Origin of the sequence: Bizionia paragorgiae, assembly GCF_900107625.1 — a bacterium.
In the GTDB taxonomy this organism is placed as follows: Bacteria; Bacteroidota; Bacteroidia; order Flavobacteriales; family Flavobacteriaceae; genus Bizionia; species Bizionia paragorgiae.
In genome coordinates, this window is record NZ_FNQK01000011.1 from 81,080 (window position 1) to 102,927 (window position 21,848).

18 protein-coding genes and 1 tRNA gene are annotated in these 21,848 nt (G+C 36.6%); 17 read left to right on the forward strand and 2 right to left on the reverse strand.

The window, feature by feature from the left end; translation table 11 throughout:
* Positions 1–201 precede the first annotated feature (201 nt).
* Both BLV64_RS09510 and BLV64_RS09515 read left to right on the forward strand, forming a co-directional pair.
* Positions 202–2,343, forward strand: coding sequence for a carboxy terminal-processing peptidase (locus BLV64_RS09510; protein WP_092134513.1), 2,142 nt, complete (start codon positions 202–204; stop codon positions 2,341–2,343).
* Between the two features lie 7 nt (positions 2,344–2,350).
* Positions 2,351–3,439 (forward strand): ABC transporter permease, encoded by a 1,089-nt coding sequence (locus BLV64_RS09515; RefSeq protein WP_092134516.1) that lies wholly within the window; start codon positions 2,351–2,353, stop codon positions 3,437–3,439.
* 5 nt (positions 3,440–3,444) lie between these two features.
* Here BLV64_RS09515 and yihA read toward each other — a convergent pair whose 3' ends face one another.
* Entirely contained in the window at positions 3,445–4,056 is a 612-nt protein-coding gene (gene yihA / locus BLV64_RS09520) for a ribosome biogenesis GTP-binding protein YihA/YsxC (RefSeq protein WP_092134519.1), read from the reverse strand.
* Positions 4,057–4,137: 81 nt separating this feature from the next.
* Positions 4,138–4,902, reverse strand: coding sequence for an alpha/beta fold hydrolase (locus tag BLV64_RS09525; RefSeq protein WP_092134522.1), 765 nt, complete (start codon positions 4,900–4,902; stop codon positions 4,138–4,140).
* A gap of 294 nt (positions 4,903–5,196) precedes the next feature.
* On the opposite strand from BLV64_RS09525, the gene mraZ reads away from it, so the two are divergent.
* The 15 genes from mraZ to BLV64_RS09600 all read left to right on the forward strand — a co-directional run bounded on the left by mraZ (position 5,197) and on the right by BLV64_RS09600 (position 21,696).
* Complete coding sequence (gene mraZ / locus BLV64_RS09530) at positions 5,197–5,667, forward strand: division/cell wall cluster transcriptional repressor MraZ (protein WP_092134525.1); 471 nt, start codon at positions 5,197–5,199, stop codon at positions 5,665–5,667.
* Positions 5,654–6,550 carry a 16S rRNA (cytosine(1402)-N(4))-methyltransferase RsmH gene (gene rsmH, locus BLV64_RS09535; RefSeq protein WP_092134528.1) on the forward strand — a complete coding sequence of 299 codons (897 nt, stop codon included), beginning with the start codon at positions 5,654–5,656 and terminating at the stop codon, positions 6,548–6,550. The genes mraZ and rsmH overlap by 14 nt, the downstream gene beginning before the upstream one ends.
* A gap of 52 nt (positions 6,551–6,602) precedes the next feature.
* Complete coding sequence (locus BLV64_RS09540) at positions 6,603–6,920, forward strand: FtsL-like putative cell division protein (protein ID WP_092134531.1); 318 nt, start codon at positions 6,603–6,605, stop codon at positions 6,918–6,920.
* 63 nt (positions 6,921–6,983) lie between these two features.
* The gene (locus BLV64_RS09545; protein WP_092134534.1) at positions 6,984–8,933 is read left to right on the forward strand and encodes a penicillin-binding protein; all 1,950 of its coding nucleotides are present in this window, start codon (positions 6,984–6,986) and stop codon (positions 8,931–8,933) included.
* The gene (locus BLV64_RS09550; RefSeq protein WP_092134537.1) at positions 8,933–10,396 is read left to right on the forward strand and encodes a UDP-N-acetylmuramoyl-L-alanyl-D-glutamate--2,6-diaminopimelate ligase; all 1,464 of its coding nucleotides are present in this window, start codon (positions 8,933–8,935) and stop codon (positions 10,394–10,396) included. The genes BLV64_RS09545 and BLV64_RS09550 overlap by 1 nt, the downstream gene beginning before the upstream one ends.
* A 1-nt stretch (position 10,397) precedes the next feature.
* Positions 10,398–11,636: a phospho-N-acetylmuramoyl-pentapeptide-transferase gene (gene mraY, locus BLV64_RS09555; protein WP_092134540.1), complete on the forward strand. Its 1,239-nt coding sequence runs from the start codon at positions 10,398–10,400 to the stop codon at positions 11,634–11,636.
* 21 nt (positions 11,637–11,657) lie between these two features.
* Complete coding sequence (murD, locus tag BLV64_RS09560) at positions 11,658–12,998, forward strand: UDP-N-acetylmuramoyl-L-alanine--D-glutamate ligase (RefSeq protein WP_092134543.1); 1,341 nt, start codon at positions 11,658–11,660, stop codon at positions 12,996–12,998.
* A gap of 20 nt (positions 12,999–13,018) precedes the next feature.
* Positions 13,019–14,239, forward strand: coding sequence for an FtsW/RodA/SpoVE family cell cycle protein (locus BLV64_RS09565; RefSeq protein WP_245705893.1), 1,221 nt, complete (start codon positions 13,019–13,021; stop codon positions 14,237–14,239).
* Positions 14,240–14,266: 27 nt separating this feature from the next.
* The gene (gene murG / locus BLV64_RS09570; RefSeq protein WP_092134546.1) at positions 14,267–15,382 is read left to right on the forward strand and encodes an undecaprenyldiphospho-muramoylpentapeptide beta-N-acetylglucosaminyltransferase; all 1,116 of its coding nucleotides are present in this window, start codon (positions 14,267–14,269) and stop codon (positions 15,380–15,382) included.
* A 31-nt stretch (positions 15,383–15,413) separates the two neighbouring features.
* Complete coding sequence (gene murC, locus BLV64_RS09575; RefSeq protein WP_092134549.1) at positions 15,414–16,766, forward strand: UDP-N-acetylmuramate--L-alanine ligase; 1,353 nt, start codon at positions 15,414–15,416, stop codon at positions 16,764–16,766.
* A complete protein-coding gene (locus BLV64_RS09580; RefSeq protein WP_092134552.1) occupies positions 16,756–17,475 on the forward strand; it encodes a cell division protein FtsQ/DivIB in 720 nt (239 codons plus the stop codon). Before murC ends, BLV64_RS09580 begins: the two co-directional genes overlap by 11 nt.
* 3 nt (positions 17,476–17,478) lie before the next feature.
* Positions 17,479–18,810, forward strand: coding sequence for a cell division protein FtsA (ftsA, locus tag BLV64_RS09585; RefSeq protein ID WP_092134554.1), 1,332 nt, complete (start codon positions 17,479–17,481; stop codon positions 18,808–18,810).
* Between the two features lie 72 nt (positions 18,811–18,882).
* Positions 18,883–20,991, forward strand: a complete 2,109-nt coding sequence (gene ftsZ / locus BLV64_RS09590) for a cell division protein FtsZ (RefSeq protein WP_092134557.1) — start codon at positions 18,883–18,885, stop codon at positions 20,989–20,991.
* Between the two features lie 173 nt (positions 20,992–21,164).
* On the forward strand, positions 21,165–21,614 hold the full coding sequence (locus tag BLV64_RS09595) for a GatB/YqeY domain-containing protein (protein WP_092134560.1): 450 nt from the start codon (positions 21,165–21,167) through the stop codon (positions 21,612–21,614).
* A gap of 8 nt (positions 21,615–21,622) precedes the next feature.
* Positions 21,623–21,696: transfer RNA gene (locus BLV64_RS09600), tRNA-Arg, on the forward strand.
* The last annotated feature ends 152 nt before the right edge of the window (positions 21,697–21,848 follow it).

Sequence of the window (21,848 nt, forward strand, 5' to 3'; positions counted from 1 at the left end):
GGTAGTTTTACGTGCAAAAATACATAATTTCTCAAGGAAAGTCGTAAATTGAAGGCTTTAACAAAAAATTAGTGTCAAATCAATTTGTTGGCACAGTTTTTTCTTTACTTTAGTGGAATCAATCTTCTGCAGGTTGAAACGTTTTAGGATATAAATTGATAAACAGTTTATTATTTGATTTCGTAAATTAAGTGTACTCATATGAAAAGTAGATATAATATATTAATGCTCGTTTTACTTTTAGCTTTTGGCTCTTGTAGCTTTACGGCAAAAGTTGATAATGATCCCGATAAGGATAAACTTCTAATTCAAATTGTAACATTGGCTTTAGAGCAATTGCATTTTCAGCCAAAGGAACTCAATGATGAGTTCTCTAAAGATGTGTATAAAACCTATTTAAAAAGAATTGATCCTTTAAAAAGATTCTTTTTAAAATCGGATATCGATGAATTTTCAAAATTCGAAAATCAGATTGACGATCAGTTAAAGAACCATGATATCGCTTTCTTTAATTTAACCAACGAGCGTTTAATGCAACGTATGGAAGAAACTAAAGATATTTATAAAACGGTATTGTCTAAGCCTTTTGACTATAATGCCAAAGAGGTTTTTAATACAGATTATGAAAATCACGAGTATGTAAGAAATAATAAAGAACTTACAGAACGTTGGAGACAGATTTTAAAATTTAGTACGATTTCAAGTTATGACGATTTAGTAACAGCACAAAAAAACGATACTATTGTTTCTGATGATGCCGAGAAAAAAGTTGTAAAGTCACTTAAAGAACTTGAAGCTGAAGCACGTCAAGAAACTTTAAAGAGTTTAGATGCATATTACACCGATTTTATAGACGATATGCAGCGTAAAGATTGGTTTTCAATGTATATCAATACCATTGTAGAAGAGTTTGATCCTCATACGACTTATTTTGCTCCGCAGGATAAAGATAGATTCGATCAACAAATGTCTGGAAAGCTTGAAGGTATTGGTGCGCGACTTCAGAAAAAAATGGACTATATAAAAGTAGTCGAACTTATATCAGGAGGACCAGCGTGGAGAGGTCAAGAAATTGAAGTTGGTGATCTTATTGTAAAAGTACGTCAAAAGGGAGAAAAGGAATCTGTTAGTATTGTCGGAATGCGAATTGATGATGCTATTAAATTAATAAAAGGACCAAAAGGATCTAAGGTGATATTGACGATGAAAAAGGTTGATGGCACGTTTAAAGAAGTGGAGTTAACACGTGATTTAATCGAGCTTGAAGAAACCTATGCGAAATCATCGACAGTAATTAAAGAGGATAAGAAATTCGGGATTATCAACCTGCCTAAATTTTATATTGATTTCGAAGATTATAATGAGAGAAATGCAGCTTCTGATGTCAGACAGGAAATCGAAAGGCTGAAAAACGAAAATATAGAAGGTCTTGTTTTAGATCTAAGAAATAATGGCGGAGGATCTCTTAAAACAGTAGTGGATATTGCAGGACTTTTTATTAAAGACGGCCCGATTGTACAAATAAAATCAACCAATGCACCTAAAGAAGTGTTAGAAGATACTGATAAGTCGATTGTTTGGGATGGTCCATTAGTGATTATGGTAAATGAGTTGTCGGCATCAGCATCAGAAATATTAGCGGCGGCTATGCAAGATTATAAGCGTGCAATTATAATAGGGAGTAAACAAACCTATGGTAAGGGGACGGTTCAGAATATTCTAGATTTAAATAGAATGGTGAGGCAAAATACACACGGCGACCTAGGGGCTATTAAAATTACGCGCCAAAAGTTCTATCGTGTAAATGGAGGGTCTACGCAATTAGAAGGTGTTAGGAGTGATATTATAATCCCAGATCGTTATAGCTTTGTAGATATAGGAGAGCGCGATCACGACCATCCATTGCCTTGGGATAAGATTAGTCCGGTGTATTATGAGAAGTGGAATAGCTACTTCGATTACGACGGTACTATTTCTAGTAGTAATGCGAGAATGGCTAAAAACAAGCAGCTAAAATTAATCGAGCAAAATGCAAAGTGGATTAAAAAGCAAATGGATAATAATGATTTCTCTCTAAATTATAAAGACTATAAAAAGGAGTTGGAAAGAAAAGAAAAGGTGGTTAAAGAGTTCGAGGCTATTTCTAAATATAAAACAGATTTAACTTTTGAGTCCTTACCATACGAAAGGGAATTGTTTGAAAAAGACACCATATTAAAAGAGAAAAGAGAACGCTGGCATACTAATTTAAGTAAAGATGTTTATGTAGAGGAAGCACTAAATGTGCTTAATGATCTAAAAATGTCTTATGAAATTAATAAAGTAGCCAATATAAAAGAGTAATCACATAATGAGTACACCATCAAACTCATTGAGTCAATTAGCGCTCCAAAAGTTTAAAAAAAACTTTTGGGGCGTTTTTAGTTTGTGTTTTATTATCGCGGTTGGTATTATTGCCGTGTTTGCCTATGCATTTGCACCTGATAATTCACAGAATGCGAATCAAATGCATGTTTCAATAGCTTCTAAAGCACCTGGTTTTTCTACTACAATGTTAGTGTTGCCATCTCAAATCGAACATCATCAAAATTTTGTCGATGCTCTTTTTTTTGGAGAGAAAAACACAACTACCGAGATTCCAATTACGAGCTATAGCATGACTGGGAACACCATACATTATATGGAGTATGCCTCAGATGGATTAATAGGTTTGGAGAAAGAAGTGCAAGTGGACCCTACTATGGATCCTCATTCGCTTATACGGGAGCAACGATTTTTGTTGGGTACCGATAAATACGGCCGCGATTTGTTAAGTCGTGTTCTTGTTGGTGCTAGAATTTCTTTTTCAATAGGATTTGTCGCTGTATTTATCTCCTTAGTAATTGGGGTTTTTATGGGGAGTATTTCTGGTTATTTTGGAGGTAAAATAGATGCGTTTATAATGTGGATTATTAATGTGACTTGGTCTATACCAACCTTGCTTTTGGTTATCGCTATTACCTTGGCTTTAGGCAAAGGGTTTTGGCAGGTATTTATAGCGGTCGGATTAACAATGTGGGTAGAGGTTGCTCGTGTGGTTCGCGGTCAAATTATTAGCGTTAAGGAAAACCAATATGTTACTGCTGCAAAAGCCTTAGGGTTTAGTAATTTCCGAATCATTACAAAGCATATATTACCTAATATTTTGGCACCAATAATTGTTATTAGTGCGGCCAATTTTGCTGCGGCGATATTAGTAGAAAGCGGATTGAGTTTTTTAGGTATTGGTGCGCAACCGCCAATGGCAAGCTGGGGAGCGATGATAAAGGATCACTATAATTATATTATTCTAGGGAAGCCTTATTTGGCCATAATACCAGGGCTGTGCATTATGTTTCTGGTAATGGCATTTATGCTTGTTGGTAATGCTTTACGTGATGCTTTAGATGTAAAAGCCTAGGTAAGTTATAGTGGTGCGTCGACCATGTTTTGGTTTAAGCTGTCTATGTATTCTAATACGTCTTCTTTTCCAATGTCCTTAGATGATGAGGTAATAAAATGTTTAGGCATTTCTTCCCAAGTTTCTAAAAGTACCGTTCTGTAATTTTCTACATGCATGTCAATAGCATGAGGTTTTAACTTATCGGCTTTGGTGAAAATAATGCAAAACGGAATCCCGTTCTCGCCAAGATATTGCATGAACTCTAAATCTATAGGTTGAGGCTCGTGTCTTATATCAACCAAGACAAATGCGCAAACTAATTGCTCGCGAAGATTAAAATATTGAGTAATAAATTTCTGAAATACTTTTTTTGTTGTTTTGGACACCTTAGCGTATCCGTATCCAGGTAAATCTACCAAGTACCACTCTTTGTTAATTAAGAAGTGATTTATTAGCTGGGTTTTTCCCGGTCTTCCCGACGTTTTAGCTAAACTTTTTCTGCTCGTAAGCATGTTTATTAACGACGATTTTCCTACGTTACTTCTGCCAATAAATGCGTATTCGGGCATTAAATTCTTAGGGCATTTAGCCACATCAGAATTACTCATTATAAATTCGGCAGATTTAATTTTCATTACATTTAATTTTTTGAGTAAGCCTTAGGATAAATAATGGCTTACGGTAGTGTATTGTTTTATGGTGTTAAAAGCGGGGCTTTAGAAGCCTCTTTTTTGTAACCAAGCATCTAAAACGGCATTGAATTCCTCAGGGTGCTCCATCATCGCTGCGTGACCGCATTTGTCAATCCAAAATAAATCTGAATCGGGTAAAAGTTCATTGAATTCAACTCCTACATTTGGAGGTGTAACCGTATCGTTTTTACCCCAAATAATACATGTTGGTGTAGTCATTTTAGGTAAATCTTTTGCCATATTATGTCTAATAGCACTTTTAGCAATAGCTACAGTTTTAATTAGCTTGCCACGGTCGTTTACAGTTTCGTAAACTTCGTCTACAATTTCTTTTGTGGCAACTGCAGGGTCATAAAACACCTCTTGTGCTTTTTTCTTCATTACTTCGTAGTCGCTACGTTTGGTGTAACCGCCGCCCATAGCACTTTCGTATAAACCAGAGCTACCGGTAATTACCAAGGCTTTAACTAATTCAGGGTGAAGTTTTGTTAGGTATAAGCCGATGTGGCCACCTAATGAGTTTCCTAGTAAAATAACCTTGTCAAATCCTTTGTACTCAATAAATTCGTGTACGAACTTTGCAAACGATTTTACATTCGTTTTTAGAAGCGGTTTACTGTAAATCGGTAATTCCGGAATAATTACTTGGTAGCCTTTTTTACTAAAGTGATTAAGTACTGCTGTAAAGTTACTTAAGCCTCCCATAAGGCCATGTAGTACAATAATTGGAGTGCCTTCACCTGCTTCAATATAGTTATATTTTCCTTCTTTTTTTATAGTATGAGTCATTAAGTGTAGTCAAATCAGTTATAGCAAATATAGTTAATTCATTCAAAATAAAAACATAATACTGTGATTGTTAAGTAAACAGTTTATATACAGATGTTAAGAAAACTTTAGCGTATTGGCTTTTAAATTTTAAAGCCTTGAAACACAGTTCCTGAACGGTATCGTCTTAGCTCTTAGGGGGTTTAAAACCATATTTTACGCAATTAGTTATTAACAAAGTGGTAAATTGTGGTAAAAAGTGGTATATTTTTCAATATATTTGAATCTTAAACCAAACTTATTTTTAAAATCGCTTTGAACTCATTAATAGGCACATACGAATGTAAAGCAGACACAAAAGGACGTGTCATGCTTCCTTCTGCGCTTAAAAAGCAGCTCTCTCCAGTGTTGCAAAATGGGTTTGTGTTAAAGCGAGCTGTTTTTCAGCCGTGTTTAGAATTGTATCCTATGGCGGAATGGGAGTTGTTAATGCAGAAGATGAACGGGCTGAATCGATTTAATAAAAAGAATAATGATTTTATTCGTCGATTTACGGCTGGTGTAAAAATGGTTGAGGTGGATGCAAACGGAAGATTATTGATTCCAAAAGACCTTATCGGTTTTGCGGGAATTACTAAAAATATTGTGGTCTCTTCGGCAATTAATATTGTTGAAATATGGGATAAAGATAAATACGAACAAGCCATAGACGATGCAGCTTTAGATTTTGCAGCTTTAGCTGAAGAGGTTATGGGACAAGATGATGAGATAGATGGAATATCATAATCCAGTATTATTAAAAGAAACGGTAGACGGTTTAAACATCAAAGAAGATGGTGTTTATGTCGATGTTACTTTTGGTGGCGGAGGTCATAGCAAGGAAATATTAAGTCGCTTAGGTCCAAACGGAAAGTTGTTTGCTTTCGATCAGGATGCTGATGCGCTTGAAAATAAAATAGACGATCCTAGATTTACGCTTATTCATGAGAATTTCAGGTTTATAAAACGTTTTTTAAGGTTTTATGGAGCGAAAGAGGTGGATGGGGTTTTGGCCGATTTCGGAGTTTCTTCGCATCAGTTTGATGTTGCAGAGCGTGGGTTTTCAACACGTTTTGAGGCTGATTTAGATATGCGAATGAATCAAAAAAGTGAGTTGTCTGCTTACCATGTTGTTAATGATTATGATGAAGACGACTTGAGGCGAGTGTTAGCTCAGTATGGCGAATTGCGTGCCGCTCCTGCGATGGCGAGTTTAATTGTTGAGCACAGAGAACAAGAGTCTATTAAAACAAGTGAGCAATTAAAAGAGGTCTTAAAAAAGTTCTTGCCGCCAAGACATGAAAATAAAGTGTTGGCGCAAATATATCAGGCGATTAGAATTGAGGTGAATCAGGAGATTGAAGCGTTAAAAGAATTTTTGTTGCAAACCCCAGAGATTTTAAAGCCTAATGGGCGCTTAAGTTTTATATCGTACCATTCTTTAGAGGATAGATTGGTGAAGCGATTTATAAGAAATGGGTTGTTTGAAGGTGAGCCAGAGCGTGATATGTTTGGTAATTATGAAGTGCCTTTAAAGAAAGTTGGCGGATTGATTGTGCCTTCAAAAGAAGAGATAAAACGTAATAATAGAGCGCGAAGTGCAAAACTTCGAATTGCTGAGAAAATATAGTTACAAAGCAAATTTGTAGTACATACTGTAAGTAAAAGACGAATTAATTGTAATGAAAAAAAATATTTATGGTTTATTAAGAGGGACGTTTTTAGTGAGCGGAGACTCTGTTAAAAACTGGAGAATGATTCTGTTTGTTTCAGTTTTAGCTATAGTAATGATTGCAAGTTCGCATAGTGCCGATAAGAAAGTATATAAAATAGCGCGATTGAAAAATGAAGCTAAAGAATTGCGATCGGCATTTATTGATGGAAGAGGGCGTTTAATGGAATTAAAAAAAGAATCGTCCATTGAAGTTAAAATGAGAGAAAAAGGGTTAAGAACCTCCGAGGTACCGCCTCAAAAAATAAAAGTAAAACCACAAAATTAACGTTCGGTCGTGGCAGTAAACGAAAAGAACATATTAAACCGATTGTATTTTATAGCTGGATGTATGTTCATCTTTGGGCTTGCTGTGGTTTTTAAGTTGCTAACTATTCAGTTTGTTGTTGGTGACGAATACAGGGCCTTGGCTGAAAAGCGTACTGTAAAAGATGTTGTTATCCCTGCTAATAGAGGGAATGTGTATTCTGTTAAAGGCAATTTATTGGCGACCTCTATTCCGAAGTATGATATTCGAATCGATGCGATAACGCCTTCAACTAAAACCTTTCAAAAATTTTTAAAGCCATTGAGTGATTCTCTTGCGGCGTACTCAGGAAAAAGTTCTAGTTACTATCAAAAGGAAATTAAAAAAGCTCGTGCTAATAAAAATAGATACTATTTATTGGCTAGGGATATTGGGTATTCAGACTATATAAGGTTACGAGATTTTCCTATGTTAAATCTCGGTGCTTATAAAGGAGGATTAATTGTAGAGCAAACCACAAAGAGAGAGCATCCTATGGGTGGGATTTCTATGCGAACTATAGGTTATGAGCGGGAAGATGATGATGGAAATATTACGCGTGCAGGAATAGATGGTGCTTTTGGTGAGTTGTATTTACGAGGAGTAGACGGGCATAGATTAAAACAAAATATTGGTAAAGGTCAATGGAAACCTATTGTTGATTATAATCAAGTTGAGCCAAAGGATGGGTACGATGTGTATACCACAATAGATGTTAATGTGCAAGATATTGCGCATCATGCGCTTTTAGAGCAGTTGGAATTATATGATGCCGAACACGGTTGTGTGGTGGTTATGGAAGTAAAGACTGGTGAGATTAGAGCGATATCTAATTTGGCTAAAAGTCCGTCAGGAACGTATTACGAAAAAAGAAACTATGCGGTGTGGGAGTCTCACGAACCGGGGTCAACGTTTAAGTTGGCAACGTATATGGCGGCTTTAGAAGATAAGGTGGTCGATACGTCTACTGTTATTGATACAGGTAATGGTGTGAAAACATTTTATGGTAAACGTGTGCGTGATTCTAGACATGGTGGCTATGGTAAAATATCTGTGGGTAGAGCTTTTGAGGTGTCTTCTAATATTGCAATCGCTTCCATTTTAGATGATGCTTATGCGAAAAACCCAATGAAGTTTATAAATAGACTAAAGCAATGGGGTCTAAACACCAAATTAGATGTCTCTATTATTGGGGAGGGAGATCCGGTAATTTACGAGCCAGGAGATAAAGATTGGAGCCGAAACGCATTGCCGTCTATGGCTTATGGTTATAATTTAAGGTTAACACCTTTGCAAATGTTAACGTTTTACAATGCAGTGGCTAATGATGGTGAGATGGTAAAGCCACGTTTTATTAAGCAAGTCAAAGAATTAGATAAGGAAATAAAAGTATTCGAAAAAGAGGTCCGACGTGAGAAAATTTGTTCTGATGCGACTTTAGGAGCTGTTCAGGCGATGCTTAAAAACACAGTAGAGAAGGGAACAGGAAGAAAATTATATTCTAAATACTTTTCTATGGCAGGAAAAACGGGTACGGCACAAACAGAGTATTGGATGAAAGGCTGGAAAGAGAACCCGAGATATGTATCTTCTTTTGCTGGGTATTTTCCGGCAGAGAACCCTAAGTACTCCTGTATTGTTGTGATACATAAACCAAGTACTAAAAAAGGATACTACGGAGCGGATGTGTCAGGTCCAGTATTTAAAAAGATAGCACGAAAGATTTTTACAGATACGCCTATTATAGATGAAATCGAGTCGCTTGAAGTTAATAATGCTTCCGTAGAAGAGGAGTTTCAGGACTATTATAAGATAGCAAATACCTATAAAACTATAATGCCAAATGTTGTTGGTTTACCAGCAATGGATGCGATAGCATTATGTGAAAATTTAGGACTAAAAGTAAAAATTGAAGGAGTTGGTGTGGTAACATCACAATCGATTCCGAAAGGACAAAAAGTAAAGAAAAATCAAACCATAGTATTAGCGGTATAGTGAAATTATTAAAAGACATATTGTATAAGGTGGCCATCGAATCGGTGGTGGGTAGTACGGAAGTTTCTGTGAAAGCTCTGCATTTCAATTCTCAGAATATTGAAAAAAATGATGTGTTTATAGCGGTTAAAGGAAGTGCTGTGGACGGCCATGATTATATAGAAGGTGCTATCGAAAAAGGTGCAGCCGTTGTAGTTTGTGAAGTTTTGCCGACGCATATAGGGGCGTCAGTGACTTATATAGAAGTGGTGAGCTCTAGTAAAGCGCTTGCAATAATGGCTTCTAATTTTTACGATAATCCATCGCAAAATTTAAAGTTAGTAGGAGTAACGGGTACCAATGGTAAAACAACTATCGCTACGCTATTGTATCAACTGTTTAAAAATGCAGGGTATAAAGTTGGCTTGCTGTCAACCGTCGTAGTGAAAGTAGATAATAAAGCGTATAAAGCGACGCATACTACGCCAGATTCATTGACAATAAATCGGTATTTAAAGGAAATGAATAATGAGGGTGTCGAATTTTGCTTTATGGAAGTGAGTTCGCATGGTATTCATCAAAATAGAACCGACGGTCTTCAGTTTGAAGGAGGCGTTTTTACAAACTTGTCTCACGATCATTTGGATTACCATGAGACGTTTGCAGAATATCGCGATGTTAAAAAAAGGTTTTTCGACCAGATGCCAAAACAGGCTTTTGCTGTAGTAAACACCGATGATAAAAATGGTCCGGTGATGCTTCAAAATACAAAGGCCAAGAAGTATACCTATGCGCTTAAAAGTTATGCCGATTATACGGCACAAATTTTAGAGAATTCTTTTAGTGGATTGCTGTTAAAAATTAATGGTAGTGAAGTGTGGACTCGTTTAGTAGGGGATTTTAATGCCTACAATGTGTTGGCGATTTTTGCTACTGCCGAGTTGTTAGGTCTTGAAAAGGTAGAGGTCTTGAGGTTGATTAGTGAGTTGAAAAGTGTAAGCGGAAGATTCCAATATTTAATTTCTGAAGGTAACATTACGGCTATTGTGGATTATGCACATACACCTGATGCTTTAAAAAACGTATTGGAAACTATAAATAGCATTCGTACTAAAAATGAAGAACTAATTACTGTAGTAGGTTGTGGTGGTGATAGAGATGCTACGAAACGACCTAAAATGGGACATATAGCTTCTGCGTTAAGTACAAAAGTGGTGTTTACCAGTGATAACCCAAGGGGTGAGGAGCCTGAGGCGATTATAAAAGATATAGAAAGTGGTGTAGAGCCTCAAAATTTTAAGAAAACACTCTCTATTACAGAGCGAGAGCAAGCGATTAAAACCGCTTGTCAACTAGCAAATCCTGGAGATATTATTCTAATAGCAGGAAAAGGACACGAAACGTATCAGGAAATAAAAGGGGTGCGTTCCGATTTTGACGATTATAAAATAGTAGAGAAATTATTAAAGCAATTACAGAAATAATATGTTGTATTACTTATTCGATTTTTTAGAAAAACATTATGATATTCCTGGGGTGGGGGTGTTTCAGTACATCACCTTTAGAGCTGCTTTGGCTATTATCGTATCATTATTGATTTCTACAATTTTCGGAAAAAAAATAATCAGAATCCTACAGCGTATGCAAGTGGGTGAGTCGGTGCGTGATTTAGGATTAGAAGGTCAGGTAGAGAAAGCAGGTACCCCAACAATGGGTGGGATCATCATTATTTTGGCTACACTAATCCCTGTCTTGTTATTTGCGAAATTGGATAATATCTATGTCATTATGTTGATTATCACAACGATTTGGATGGGATTGGTTGGTTTTACAGATGATTATATTAAGGTATTTAAAAAAGATAAAGAGGGGTTAAGTGGAAAGTTTAAAGTGCTTGGGCAGGTTGGTCTAGGGATTTTTGTCGGTTCAGTAATGTATTTCCATCCGGGAGTTACTATTAAAGAAAAAACGCTAGTAACTCAAGTTCAGGTGGAGACAGAGGTTGTGCAGAGCACCACTCGCAGTGAGTTTAAAGAGGAAACAGGTTCTGTGAAAACGACGATACCTTTTGTTAAAAATAATGAATTCGATTATGCTGAAATTATGCGCTTTTTTGGTGATGATTATGTGAAGTATGCTTGGTTGATTTTTATACCTATCGTAATTTTTATTGTCACAGCAGTGTCTAATGGGGCTAATTTAACCGATGGTATTGACGGACTCGCGGCTGGAAGCTCGGCCATTATAGTCTTTGCTTTGGCTGTCTTTGCATTCGTGTCTGGTAACATCTTCTTTTCAGATTATTTAAATGTCATGTTTATTCCACGACTCGGTGAGCTCGTAGTGTTTATAGCCGCATTTGCTGGTGCTTTAATTGGGTTTTTATGGTATAACACCTACCCGGCACAAGTGTTTATGGGGGATACGGGGAGTTTAACCATAGGTGGGATTATTGCGGTTATTGCCATCGCTGTAAGAAAAGAGTTGTTGATTCCTGTATTGTGTGGAATCTTTTTTGCCGAATCACTGTCTGTAATCCTACAGGTTACCTGGTTTAAATACACGAAGAAAAAATATGGAGAAGGACGACGCATTTTTTTAATGTCGCCTTTGCATCATCACTATCAGAAAAAAGGCTATCACGAAAGTAAAATTGTTACCCGATTTTGGATTGTAGGGATTTTCTTGGCGGTACTATCAATAGTGACTTTAAAATTAAGATAAGCAGTTATCACCACGGGAGCAATGAGTCAGAAAACTAAAATAGTCATACTAGGAGGAGGAGAGAGTGGTGTAGGAACCGCATTGCTAGCCCAAGCTAAGGGTTATGATGTGTTTGTTTCTGATAAAGGAAAAATTAAAGAAAAGTATAAAAACGTTCTTATAAATAAAGGTGTCGATTGGGAAGAGGAAAAGCACTCCGAAGTTAGAATCTTACAAGCAGACCTTGTGATGAAAAGTCCTGGGATTCCAGATAGTGTGCCTTTGGTGAAATTGTTAAAAAAAGAAGGTGTTCCTGTTGTTTCAGAAATCGAATTTGCGTCAAAGTTTACTAATGCAACGCTAGTAGGGGTAACTGGAAGTAATGGAAAAACAACCACGGCTGTTTTAACACATCATATTTTAAAACAAGCTCTTAATGTAGGCTTAGCTGGTAATATAGGAGATAGCTTTGCTAAACAAGTTTTAGAGTATGATTACGAAAATTACGTTCTGGAAATTAGCAGTTTTCAGTTGGATGGAATTGTAGATTTTAAACCCGAAATAGCAGTATTAACCAATATTACACCCGATCACTTGGATCGCTATGAATACCAGTTTGAAAAGTACATCGATTCTAAATTTAGAATTGTATTAAATCAAACAAAAACGGATTATTTAATTTATGATGCCGACGATGAGGTTATAGTAAATTGGTTAGCAAACAATACCATTGAATCGCAATTATTGCCATTTTCTCTAACGAAAAGAATAGAAAACGGTGCGTACTTGGAAAACGAAAATATAGTAATAACAATAGATAACGATAAAATAATTATGCCATCAAATAAATTAACATTAGAGGGGAAACACAACTTAAAAAATGCTATGGCTGCTTCTACTGTAGCGCATTTATTAAAAATTAGAAAGCAAACCATTCGCGAAAGTTTAGAGAACTTTCAGGGTGTAGAGCACCGCTTAGAGCACGTTTTAAAAATTAATAAAGTACAGTATATAAACGATTCTAAAGCGACAAACGTTAATGCGACGTATTACGCTCTTGAAAGTATGGAAACGCCAACGGTTTGGATTGTTGGAGGTACCGATAAAGGAAATGAATATAAAGAGTTGTTTCAGTTTATAAACGAAAAAGTGAAAGCTATTATTTGCTTGGGTGTGGATAATGCTAAGTTACTTGAGAACTTTGGTAATATGGTTGATGTTATTACCGAAACCCAGTCTATGAGTGAAGCGGTTAAGATGGCGTATAAATTAGCAGAACCAGGTGATAGTGTGTTATTGTCTCCTGCCTGTGCGAGTTTCGATTTGTTTGAAAGTTATGAAGATAGAGGGCGTCAGTTTAAAGATGCAGTAAGAAAATTATAATAAAACCAAAGGGGTAATCAGTGAAAGAAAACACTAGTAATATAAACTTAAAAAGGTTTTTTTCGAACCTTAAGGGAGATCGGTTAATATGGGCGATAGCGGCACTATTGGCTATATTTTCATTTCTTCCTGTATATAGTGCGGCGAGTAATTTAGCGTATGTTGGTGGTAACACCAATACGTTTAGTTTCTTGGTGAAGCATTTTATGCATTTGTTTTTAGGGTTTTCTTTAATGTATCTAATGCATAAAGTGCCCTATCGTTATTTTAGAGGGCTATCTATGGTTATGATGCCTTTGGCTTTTGTGTTGCTGGTTGTTACTATCATGCAAGGTACCACTATTGAAGGCGCAAATGCTAGTCGGTGGATTCGTATTCCCTTTGTGGGGATGTCGTTTCAAACGTCTACTTTCGCATCTGTAGTGCTTATGGTATACGTTGCGCGTTACATGTCTAAAATGAAAGACAAAGTAATTTCATTTAAAGAATCAATTTTACCACTTTGGTTGCCGGTATTTCTACTATTAGCCTTAATTTTGCCATCCAATTTTTCGACAACAGCAATTTTGTTTGTTATGGTGGCTATGTTGGTGTTTTTGGGAGGGTACCCTATTCGTTATCTCATAGCAATGTTGGGGCTAGGTGTTGTAGGATTAGTAATGTTTGTTTTGGTGGCTAAAGCCTTTCCTGATGCTATGCCTAACCGTGTAGATACTTGGATGAGTCGTGTAGAGAATTTCTCAAATGGAGAGGATACGGAAGCCGATTACCAAATTGAAAAAGCAAAAATAGCCATTGCTTCAGGAGGAATTAAGGGCCTAGGGCCAGGGAAAAGTATGCAGAAAAACTTTTTACCACAATCGTCATCCGATTTTATTTTCGCGATTATCGTTGAGGAGTATGGGTTGATAGGTGGTTTTTTCTTGATTATAATGTATATGTGGTTGCTGTTTAGAATTGTAATTGTAGCCCAAAAAGCAGATACCATTTTTGGTAAGCTGTTAGTGCTTGGCGTGGGCTTGCCTATAGTGTTTCAAGCCATGATTAATATGGCGGTTGCAGTAGAATTGTTTCCGGTTACCGGGCAGACACTTCCATTAATTAGTAGTGGAGGGACATCGATTTGGATGACATGCCTTGCTATAGGAATCATTTTGAGTGTAAGTGCTAAAAGAGAAGAGATAAAAGAACAAGAAGTTAGAGAAGATAATCCGTTAGAAATTCTTTCGGAAGCTATTTAGATATAAACAAGACGTTATCATAATTAAGTGAGTCAAAAAACAAATACATATAAAATTATATTATCTGGGGGTGGTACAGGTGGACATATCTATCCGGCTATTGCTATTGCTAACGAGATAAAGTTACGCTATCCAGACGCTCAATTTTTGTTTGTTGGTGCAGAAGATAGAATGGAGATGGAAAAAGTGCCTAATGCGGGGTATGATATTAAAGGCTTATGGATTACAGGTATCGAACGCAAACTAACCTTAAAGAATATGCTTTTTCCTTTCAAGCTAATCAATAGCTTGTATAAAGCGCGAAAAATTGTAAATCAATTTAAGCCAGATATAGCTATCGGTACTGGAGGATTTGCTAGTGGGCCGCTATTACATGTAGCGTCTTCTAAGGGTATTCCGAGTATTATTCAAGAGCAAAATTCTTATCCTGGAATTACCAATAAACTGTTGGCTAAAAAAGTGCAAAAAATTTGTGTCGCTTACGATGGTTTAGAACGTTTTTTTCCGGCTAATAAAATTATAAAAACAGGGAACCCTGTACGACAAGATTTGTTGGATATAGCAACTAAAAAAACAGAAGCGATGCGCTTTTTTAATTTGGTTGAAGATAAAAAAACATTGTTGGTTCTCGGTGGAAGTTTAGGGGCGCGTGCGATAAACGAGCTGCTCAAGAAAGAATTGGATTTTTTACAAACACAAAACCTGCAAATTATATGGCAATGTGGTAAGTTGTATTACGAGCAGTATAAGCTTAACGGACATACTAAAAATGTGCAAATTCACGCGTATATCAATCGTATGGATTACGCATATTCGGCAGCCGATTTTATTATTTCTAGGTCTGGAGCAGGATCGGTTTCAGAGTTGTGTATCGTTGGTAAGCCAGTGGTTTTTGTGCCTTCACCATATGTGGCTGAAGATCATCAGACCAAAAATGCAATGGCTATAGTGAAAGAAAATGCAGCTTTATTAATCGCTCAAGAAGATTTAGAAGTCGATTTTAAGAATAAATTCTCGCAATTAATAGCCTCACCAGAACGTCAAAAACAGCTGAGTGAGAATATTAAAAAATTGGCTTTGGTAAATGCAACCAAAGAAATAGTAGATGAAGTTGAAAGCTTGTTAAAGCAGAATAAAAAATAAAAAAAATACAAGTCCTTTTTAGGGCGAGACTATGGATTTAGAGAGAATACATAACGTTTATTTTATAGGTATCGGTGGTATCGGTATGAGTGCATTGGCACGCTATTTTAAAAGTAGCGGGAAACATGTTGCTGGATATGATAAAACCGAAACTGAATTGACTAAAACTTTGGTCGATTTGGGGATAAAAGTGCATTATGAGGATTCTATTTCTAATGTCGATCAGGCGTTTTATAACACCTCTACAACCTTAGTGGTGTATACACCGGCAGTGCCTAAAGATCATCGTGAATTGGCTTATTTTAAGCATAATCGCTATGATGTTTTAAAGCGCTCTGAAGTGTTGGGCTTGATAACTAAACATAGTTTTTGCTTGGCTGTGGCAGGAACTCATGGCAAAACAACTACCACGAGTATCTTAGGGCATATCATGTATCAATGTGATGTGAAGTTAACGGCTTTTTTAGGCGGGATTAGTGAAAACTATAATTCTAATTTAATAGAAAATGGTAATGAGGTAAGTGTTATAGAGGCCGATGAGTTTGATCGTTCGTTTTTAACCTTGGCGCCAAATATCGCATGTATTACATCTATGGATGCCGATCATTTGGATATTTATGGTGATGCTACCGAGTTAATAAAATCATTTGAAGCTTTTGTAGGAAAACTTAAGCCGGAGGGTAAGCTGTTAGTAAAAAACGGATTGCCTTTAAAAGGAATAACTTATGGTGTCGAAGACGATGCGGATTATTCAGCACAACAGGTTAGGGTTGAAAATGGCGCTTATGTCTTTGATTTTAAAACACCAGAAACCCTAGTGGAGAAGGTAAGATTTAATTTACCTGGACGTCACAACTTGGCGAATGCAGTTGTTGCCATGGCGATGGCTATCGAATTTGGTCTTCCTGTGCATGACCTAGTAGAGGCTCTAGCGACTTATAAAGGTGTGAAACGCCGATTTACCTATCACATACAGTCGGAAGACTGTGTGTTTGTAGATGATTATGCACATCACCCAGCCGAAATTAATGCGGTGCATCAGGCGGTTAGGGAAATGTACCCTAACGATAAAGTGATGGCGGTATTTCAACCTCATTTATTTTCAAGAACTCGCGATTTTGGAAAGGAGTTTGCAGAGAGTTTGTCGCAGTTTGATGAGTTATTGTTATTAGATATTTACCCAGCACGAGAATTGCCAATAGATGGTGTGAATTCGCAATGGTTATTAGATATGGTTAGTCATTCTAATAAGCAGCTCGTAAGTAAAGCGAGTTTAGTAGAAAAAATTAAAGCGCGTAAATCGCGCGTGGTGTTAACCATAGGAGCAGGAGATATAGGAGCCGAAGTATCAAAAATTAAAAATGCATTGAGCCGTGAGAATTAATTGGAATAACATAAAAATTGTGTTTCTATTAGTGATAGTAGTGTTCTTATATGCTTTTTCTTCGGTAAGAAATGGTGCGAGAAAAATTACCGAGCCTAAGATTGAATTTGTAGGAGAACAAAACTTATTTATTACGCATGATGATGTTAGTAAGTTGTTAATACAAAATCAGTTAGGGGGTTTAAATATCACAAAAGAAGCTTTAGATTTGAATGGTTTGGAGAAGCGCTTGTTGGCTAATCCTATGATTGATTCCGCCGAAGTTTATGTGAGTGTAAACGGTGAGTTTACAGCAAAAATTAAACAAAAAAAACCGATTGCAAGAGTGAGCACTGGGCAGTCTTTTTATATTGATAGTCATGGAGGTGTTATGCCTCTATCAAACAATTATACAGAGCGTGTGCCTTTAGTAACGGGAGCAATCAATAAAAATGAGTTGGAAAATGTTTTTATAATTGCGAATAAAGTTTATAATGATGAGTTCCTAAAAAAAAATGTGATACAAATCCATCAAAAGAGCGATAAAACTATTGAATTAAAATTAAGACAATCGGATTTCGTTGTGCAATTAGGAACATTGAATCACCTCGATAAAAAAGTAAATAATTTAAGAGCGTTTTATAAAAAAATAATTAAAGATAAAGCGGTAAATAAATATAGCAAAGTAAATTTGCAATTTGATAACCAAGTTGTATGTACCAAAGTATAAGTTATGGAGCATAATATAGCAGTTGGATTAGACATAGGAACCACAAAAATTGTGGCTATGATTGGTCGTAAGAATGAGTATGGAAAAGTTGAGATTTTAGGAATAGGTAAATCTAAAAGCTTAGGGGTGCATCGTGGTGTGGTAAATAATATTACCCAAACAATTCAATCGATACAATTAGCCATTCAAGAGGCTGAGGCAGCGGCATCTGTTAAAATTGAAAGCGTCACAGTGGGTATCGCGGGACAGCATATTCGCAGTCTTCAGCATAGTGATTATATCACAAGAGAGGATTCAGAAACCGTAATCGATGAGGAGGATATCGATCGATTAATTAACCAAGTTCACAAATTGGTTATGCTTCCGGGTGAAGAGATTATTCATGTTTTACCTCAAGAATTTAAAATTGACGGTCAGGCAGAAATTAAAGAACCAATCGGAATGTATGGTGGTCGTTTGGAAGCGACATTTCATGTGGTCGTTGGGCAAGTGTCTTCTATTAGAAACGTGGGTCGCTGTATTAAAAGCGCAGGTTTGGAGCTTGAAGGCATTACCTTAGAGCCTTTAGCTTCTGCACATGCTGTATTAAGTCAAGAAGAGAAAGAGGCTGGAGTAGCCTTACTTGATATTGGTGGAGGGACTACCGATCTAGCCGTTTTTAAAGATGGTATAATCCGTCATACCGCAGTAATTCCTTTTGGAGGAGGTGTGATTACCGAGGATATTAAAGAAGGCTGCTCGATTATAGAAAAGCAAGCCGAGTTATTAAAAATAAAGTTTGGATCGGCATGGCCAGGAGAAAATAAGGATAATGAAATTGTTTCTATTCCAGGACTAAGAGGTCGTGAGCCTAAAGAAATTACGCTTAAAAACTTATCTAAAATTATTCACGCTCGTGTAGTGGAAATCGTAGAACAAGTCTATGTAGAAATTAAGAATTACGGTCACGAAGAGCAGAAAAAGAAATTAATTGCAGGTATTGTACTAACAGGTGGAGGGAGTCAACTTAAACACCTTAAGCAATTAGTAGAATATATTACGGGTATGGATACGCGTATTGGCTACCCTAACGAGCATTTGGCAGGGGATAGCGATGACGCAATCACCAGTCCGTTATTTGCAACAGCTGTCGGACTGGTTATGGACGGGTTAAAGCGTCAAGAGCGAAGAAAAGTAGAGGAGAAGATTGAAGAAGAAATTCAAGAAAAAATAGAAGAAGAAGCGGCTAAAGATGAAGCGGAACAAGAAGAAATAGAACCGCCAAAAAAGCCAAAGCGTTCGTTTTTAGACTCCTTAACAGAAAGAGTAAAGGATTTTTTGGACAACGCAGAATAACAAAAATAATAATACAATTACGTCGTAAATGGCGTATATAAATAGATTAATTGATCCAGTAAAACAGAATTTATGAGCAACAAAGAATTCGAAAGCATCGCATTTGATTTACCAAAAAACCAATCGAATGTTATAAAAGTTATTGGTGTTGGTGGTGGCGGTAGTAACGCTATTAACCACATGTTCTTACAAGGTATAAAAGGGGTAGACTTTGTAATTTGTAATACAGATGCACAGGCCCTTCAAAATAGTGGCGTACCAAATAAAATACAATTAGGTGTTCACCTAACAGAAGGTTTAGGTGCGGGAGCGAATCCAGAAGTTGGAGAGCAGTCGGCAGTAGAGAGTATAGACGAGATCCAGCGCATGTTAGGAACCAATACCAAAATGGTTTTTATAACTGCAGGAATGGGTGGAGGTACCGGTACTGGTGCGGCGCCAATTATCGCTAAAATGGCTAAAGATTTAGATATTTTAACGGTAGGAATTGTTACTATGCCTTTCCAGTTCGAAGGAAAAATGAGGAACGAACAGGCGCAAAAAGGAATTGAAAACTTGAGAGCTCAAGTCGATTCTTTAATTGTGATTAATAATAATAAACTTCGTGAAGTCTACGGAAACCTTGGTTTTAAAGCTGGTTTTTCTAAAGCTGATGAGGTTTTAGCGACTGCCTCTAGAGGAATCGCCGAAGTAATAACTCATCACTACACACAAAATATTGATTTACGTGATGCTAAAACAGTATTAAGTAATAGTGGTACGGCAATAATGGGGTCTTCTACCGCTTCCGGACAAAATCGTGCTCAAGATGCTATCCGTAAAGCTTTAGATTCTCCGTTATTAAACGACAATAAAATTACAGGTGCCAAAAACGTATTGTTGCTTATCGTTTCAGGAAACCAAGAAATAACTATTGATGAGATAGGTGAAATCAACGACCATATTCAAGCCGAAGCGGGTCACGGTGCGAATATTATTATGGGGGTTGGTGAAGATGATAGTTTAGACGAATCTATTGCTGTAACTATTATTGCTACTGGATTTAATGTGGAACAACAAGATGAGATTTCTAATACAGAAACAAAGCGCGTAATCCATACTCTAGAAGATGAGGCAAAGAAACCTGTTCAGCCAGTTCAGAATATACCATCAAAACCAGTAGTTGAGGCTAAACCAGAACCTGCTCCAGTAGTTAAGCATACCCTAGACTTAGATGAAAATGTAGATCCTTTAGCTCAATTTGAAAAAGGACACGCATCGAAACAAGTGCAACAACAAGCTCAACAGCCGAAACAAGAACAACAAGCTCAACCGAAAGAGGAGCCCATAGAAAAACCTAAAAAGCCGTTAACAATGGCCGACTTAGGGATTGTTCCTACAACGGAAGTGATAAAAAATATTAATGTTGTTTATGACGAGGTTGTCGCAGATTTTGATACAGAAGATGATTTTGTAATCACACCATCATCAGAGAAAAATGACGTTGTGCAGGAAGAGCCTGTTCATAATAAACAACAGATTACTTTAACATTCGATATGCCTTTAACTGAAGAGTCTATAGAGGATAAGGTTGAGGAGCGCACGTTAAATACGAAGCAAGAATCATATCGAGAACAAGAACCTAGAATTCAAAATCCAGAGCCTAAAGCTTCAGAGTTTAAGAAGCCTATAGTGCACCAATTAGATAGTGAAATAAAAGACCTAGAGGTTAAGGAGCCTGTAGAGATTATTCCTGTTAGTGAAAATACCCGTACTGGAGTTAAGCGTTACGCTTTGGACGATTATGAGGAAATTGATTCGGCTATGAATAATCCGAAGAAGAAGCCAGAAATCGAAAAAGAGTATGATGCTGAAATTGAATTCGAGAAAAAGGTAGTTAAAGAAATAGTACCTCAGGAAACGGATGAAGATTTAGATCCAATGAATAGTTCTATTTCAGATATTTTAAAGGAAAGAGCTGATGAGAGAAGACGTAAAATGAAAAGCTTTAATTATAAATTTAACGCCTCAAAAATTGACGAAATTGAAAAAACACCAGCATATAAGCGTCAAGGTTTAGATTTAGAAGATGCACAGCACTCTTCTGATTCTAATGTGTCTAGAACAAGCTTAGGTGTTGATGATAACGACGATATTCAATTAAGAAGTAATAATTCCTTTCTGCATGATAATGTAGATTAATCAATGTTTTGATTGATAGTAAGAGTGCCTTTTTTTAATTGGAAAACCCGAAAGTTTTAACTTTCGGGTTTTTTATTATAAAAAATAGTCTAAAAAAGCGTGTAGTAATAGGACACATATGTGGATTAACTTATATTTTATTTTTATCTTCGCAGCTAATAAATTAGAGAATCATGAGCTTAACAACTAAAATAATGACGGCGCTTAAAGACGCTATGAGGTCTAAAGATCAAACAGCCTTAACAGCTTTAAGAGCTGTGAAATCTGCTATATTATTAGCTCAAACAGAAACAGGTTCTAAGGAAGAGTTAACAGAAGAGCAGGAGCTTAAAATTCTTCAAAAGCAAGTAAAGCAACGTAAAGATAGTGCTGCTATATTTTTAGAGCAAGGTCGTGAAGATTTAGCATCTCCAGAACTAGCAGAAGCCGAAGTTATAGCGCAATTTTTACCAGAAGCTATGAGTGAAGAGGCGATTGCAAAAGTGGTTGAAGATGTTATTGCTAAGACAGGTGCTGAAGGCATGAAGGATATGGGCAAAGTGATGGGCATGGTTAGTGGTCAATTGGCAGGTAAAGCCGATGGGAAAACAATTTCTACTATTGTAAAAGACAAATTATCATAAATTAAATTGGCTCTGTAGCTCAACTGAATAGAGCACTGGATTTCGGCTCCAGCGGTTGGGGGTTTGAATCCCTTCAGGGTCACGAATAAATGAAAAAAAGGATAAAAAGAATTGAGTTTACTCAACTTTCTTTTTGTCCTTTTTCCATTTTCAGAGCGGAGCTCTATGGGCTGTGCGCAGCAAATCCCATTCGTGATATGTATCAAAATCCCCAAATTATTTTCTTTGCAATTT

Excerpts from the sequence above, each read along its gene's own strand:
- ftsZ (WP_092134557.1), top strand. The coding sequence starts at position 18,883 with ATGAGCAACAAAGAATTCGAAAGCATCGCATTTGATTTACCAAAAAAC.
- BLV64_RS09515 (WP_092134516.1), top strand. The coding sequence starts at position 2,351 with ATGAGTACACCATCAAACTCATTGAGTCAATTAGCGCTCCAAAAGTTT.
- BLV64_RS09510 (WP_092134513.1), top strand. The coding sequence starts at position 202 with ATGAAAAGTAGATATAATATATTAATGCTCGTTTTACTTTTAGCTTTT.
- BLV64_RS09595 (WP_092134560.1), top strand. The coding sequence starts at position 21,165 with ATGAGCTTAACAACTAAAATAATGACGGCGCTTAAAGACGCTATGAGG.
- BLV64_RS09540 (WP_092134531.1), top strand. The coding sequence starts at position 6,603 with ATGAAAAAAAATATTTATGGTTTATTAAGAGGGACGTTTTTAGTGAGC.
- mraY (WP_092134540.1), top strand. The coding sequence starts at position 10,398 with ATGTTGTATTACTTATTCGATTTTTTAGAAAAACATTATGATATTCCT.
- rsmH (WP_092134528.1), top strand. The coding sequence starts at position 5,654 with ATGGAATATCATAATCCAGTATTATTAAAAGAAACGGTAGACGGTTTA.
- ftsA (WP_092134554.1), top strand. The coding sequence starts at position 17,479 with ATGGAGCATAATATAGCAGTTGGATTAGACATAGGAACCACAAAAATT.
- murD (WP_092134543.1), top strand. The coding sequence starts at position 11,658 with ATGAGTCAGAAAACTAAAATAGTCATACTAGGAGGAGGAGAGAGTGGT.
- yihA (WP_092134519.1), bottom strand. The coding sequence starts at position 4,056 with ATGAAAATTAAATCTGCCGAATTTATAATGAGTAATTCTGATGTGGCT.
- BLV64_RS09525 (WP_092134522.1), bottom strand. The coding sequence starts at position 4,902 with ATGACTCATACTATAAAAAAAGAAGGAAAATATAACTATATTGAAGCA.
- murC (WP_092134549.1), top strand. The coding sequence starts at position 15,414 with ATGGATTTAGAGAGAATACATAACGTTTATTTTATAGGTATCGGTGGT.
- BLV64_RS09545 (WP_092134534.1), top strand. The coding sequence starts at position 6,984 with ATGTTCATCTTTGGGCTTGCTGTGGTTTTTAAGTTGCTAACTATTCAG.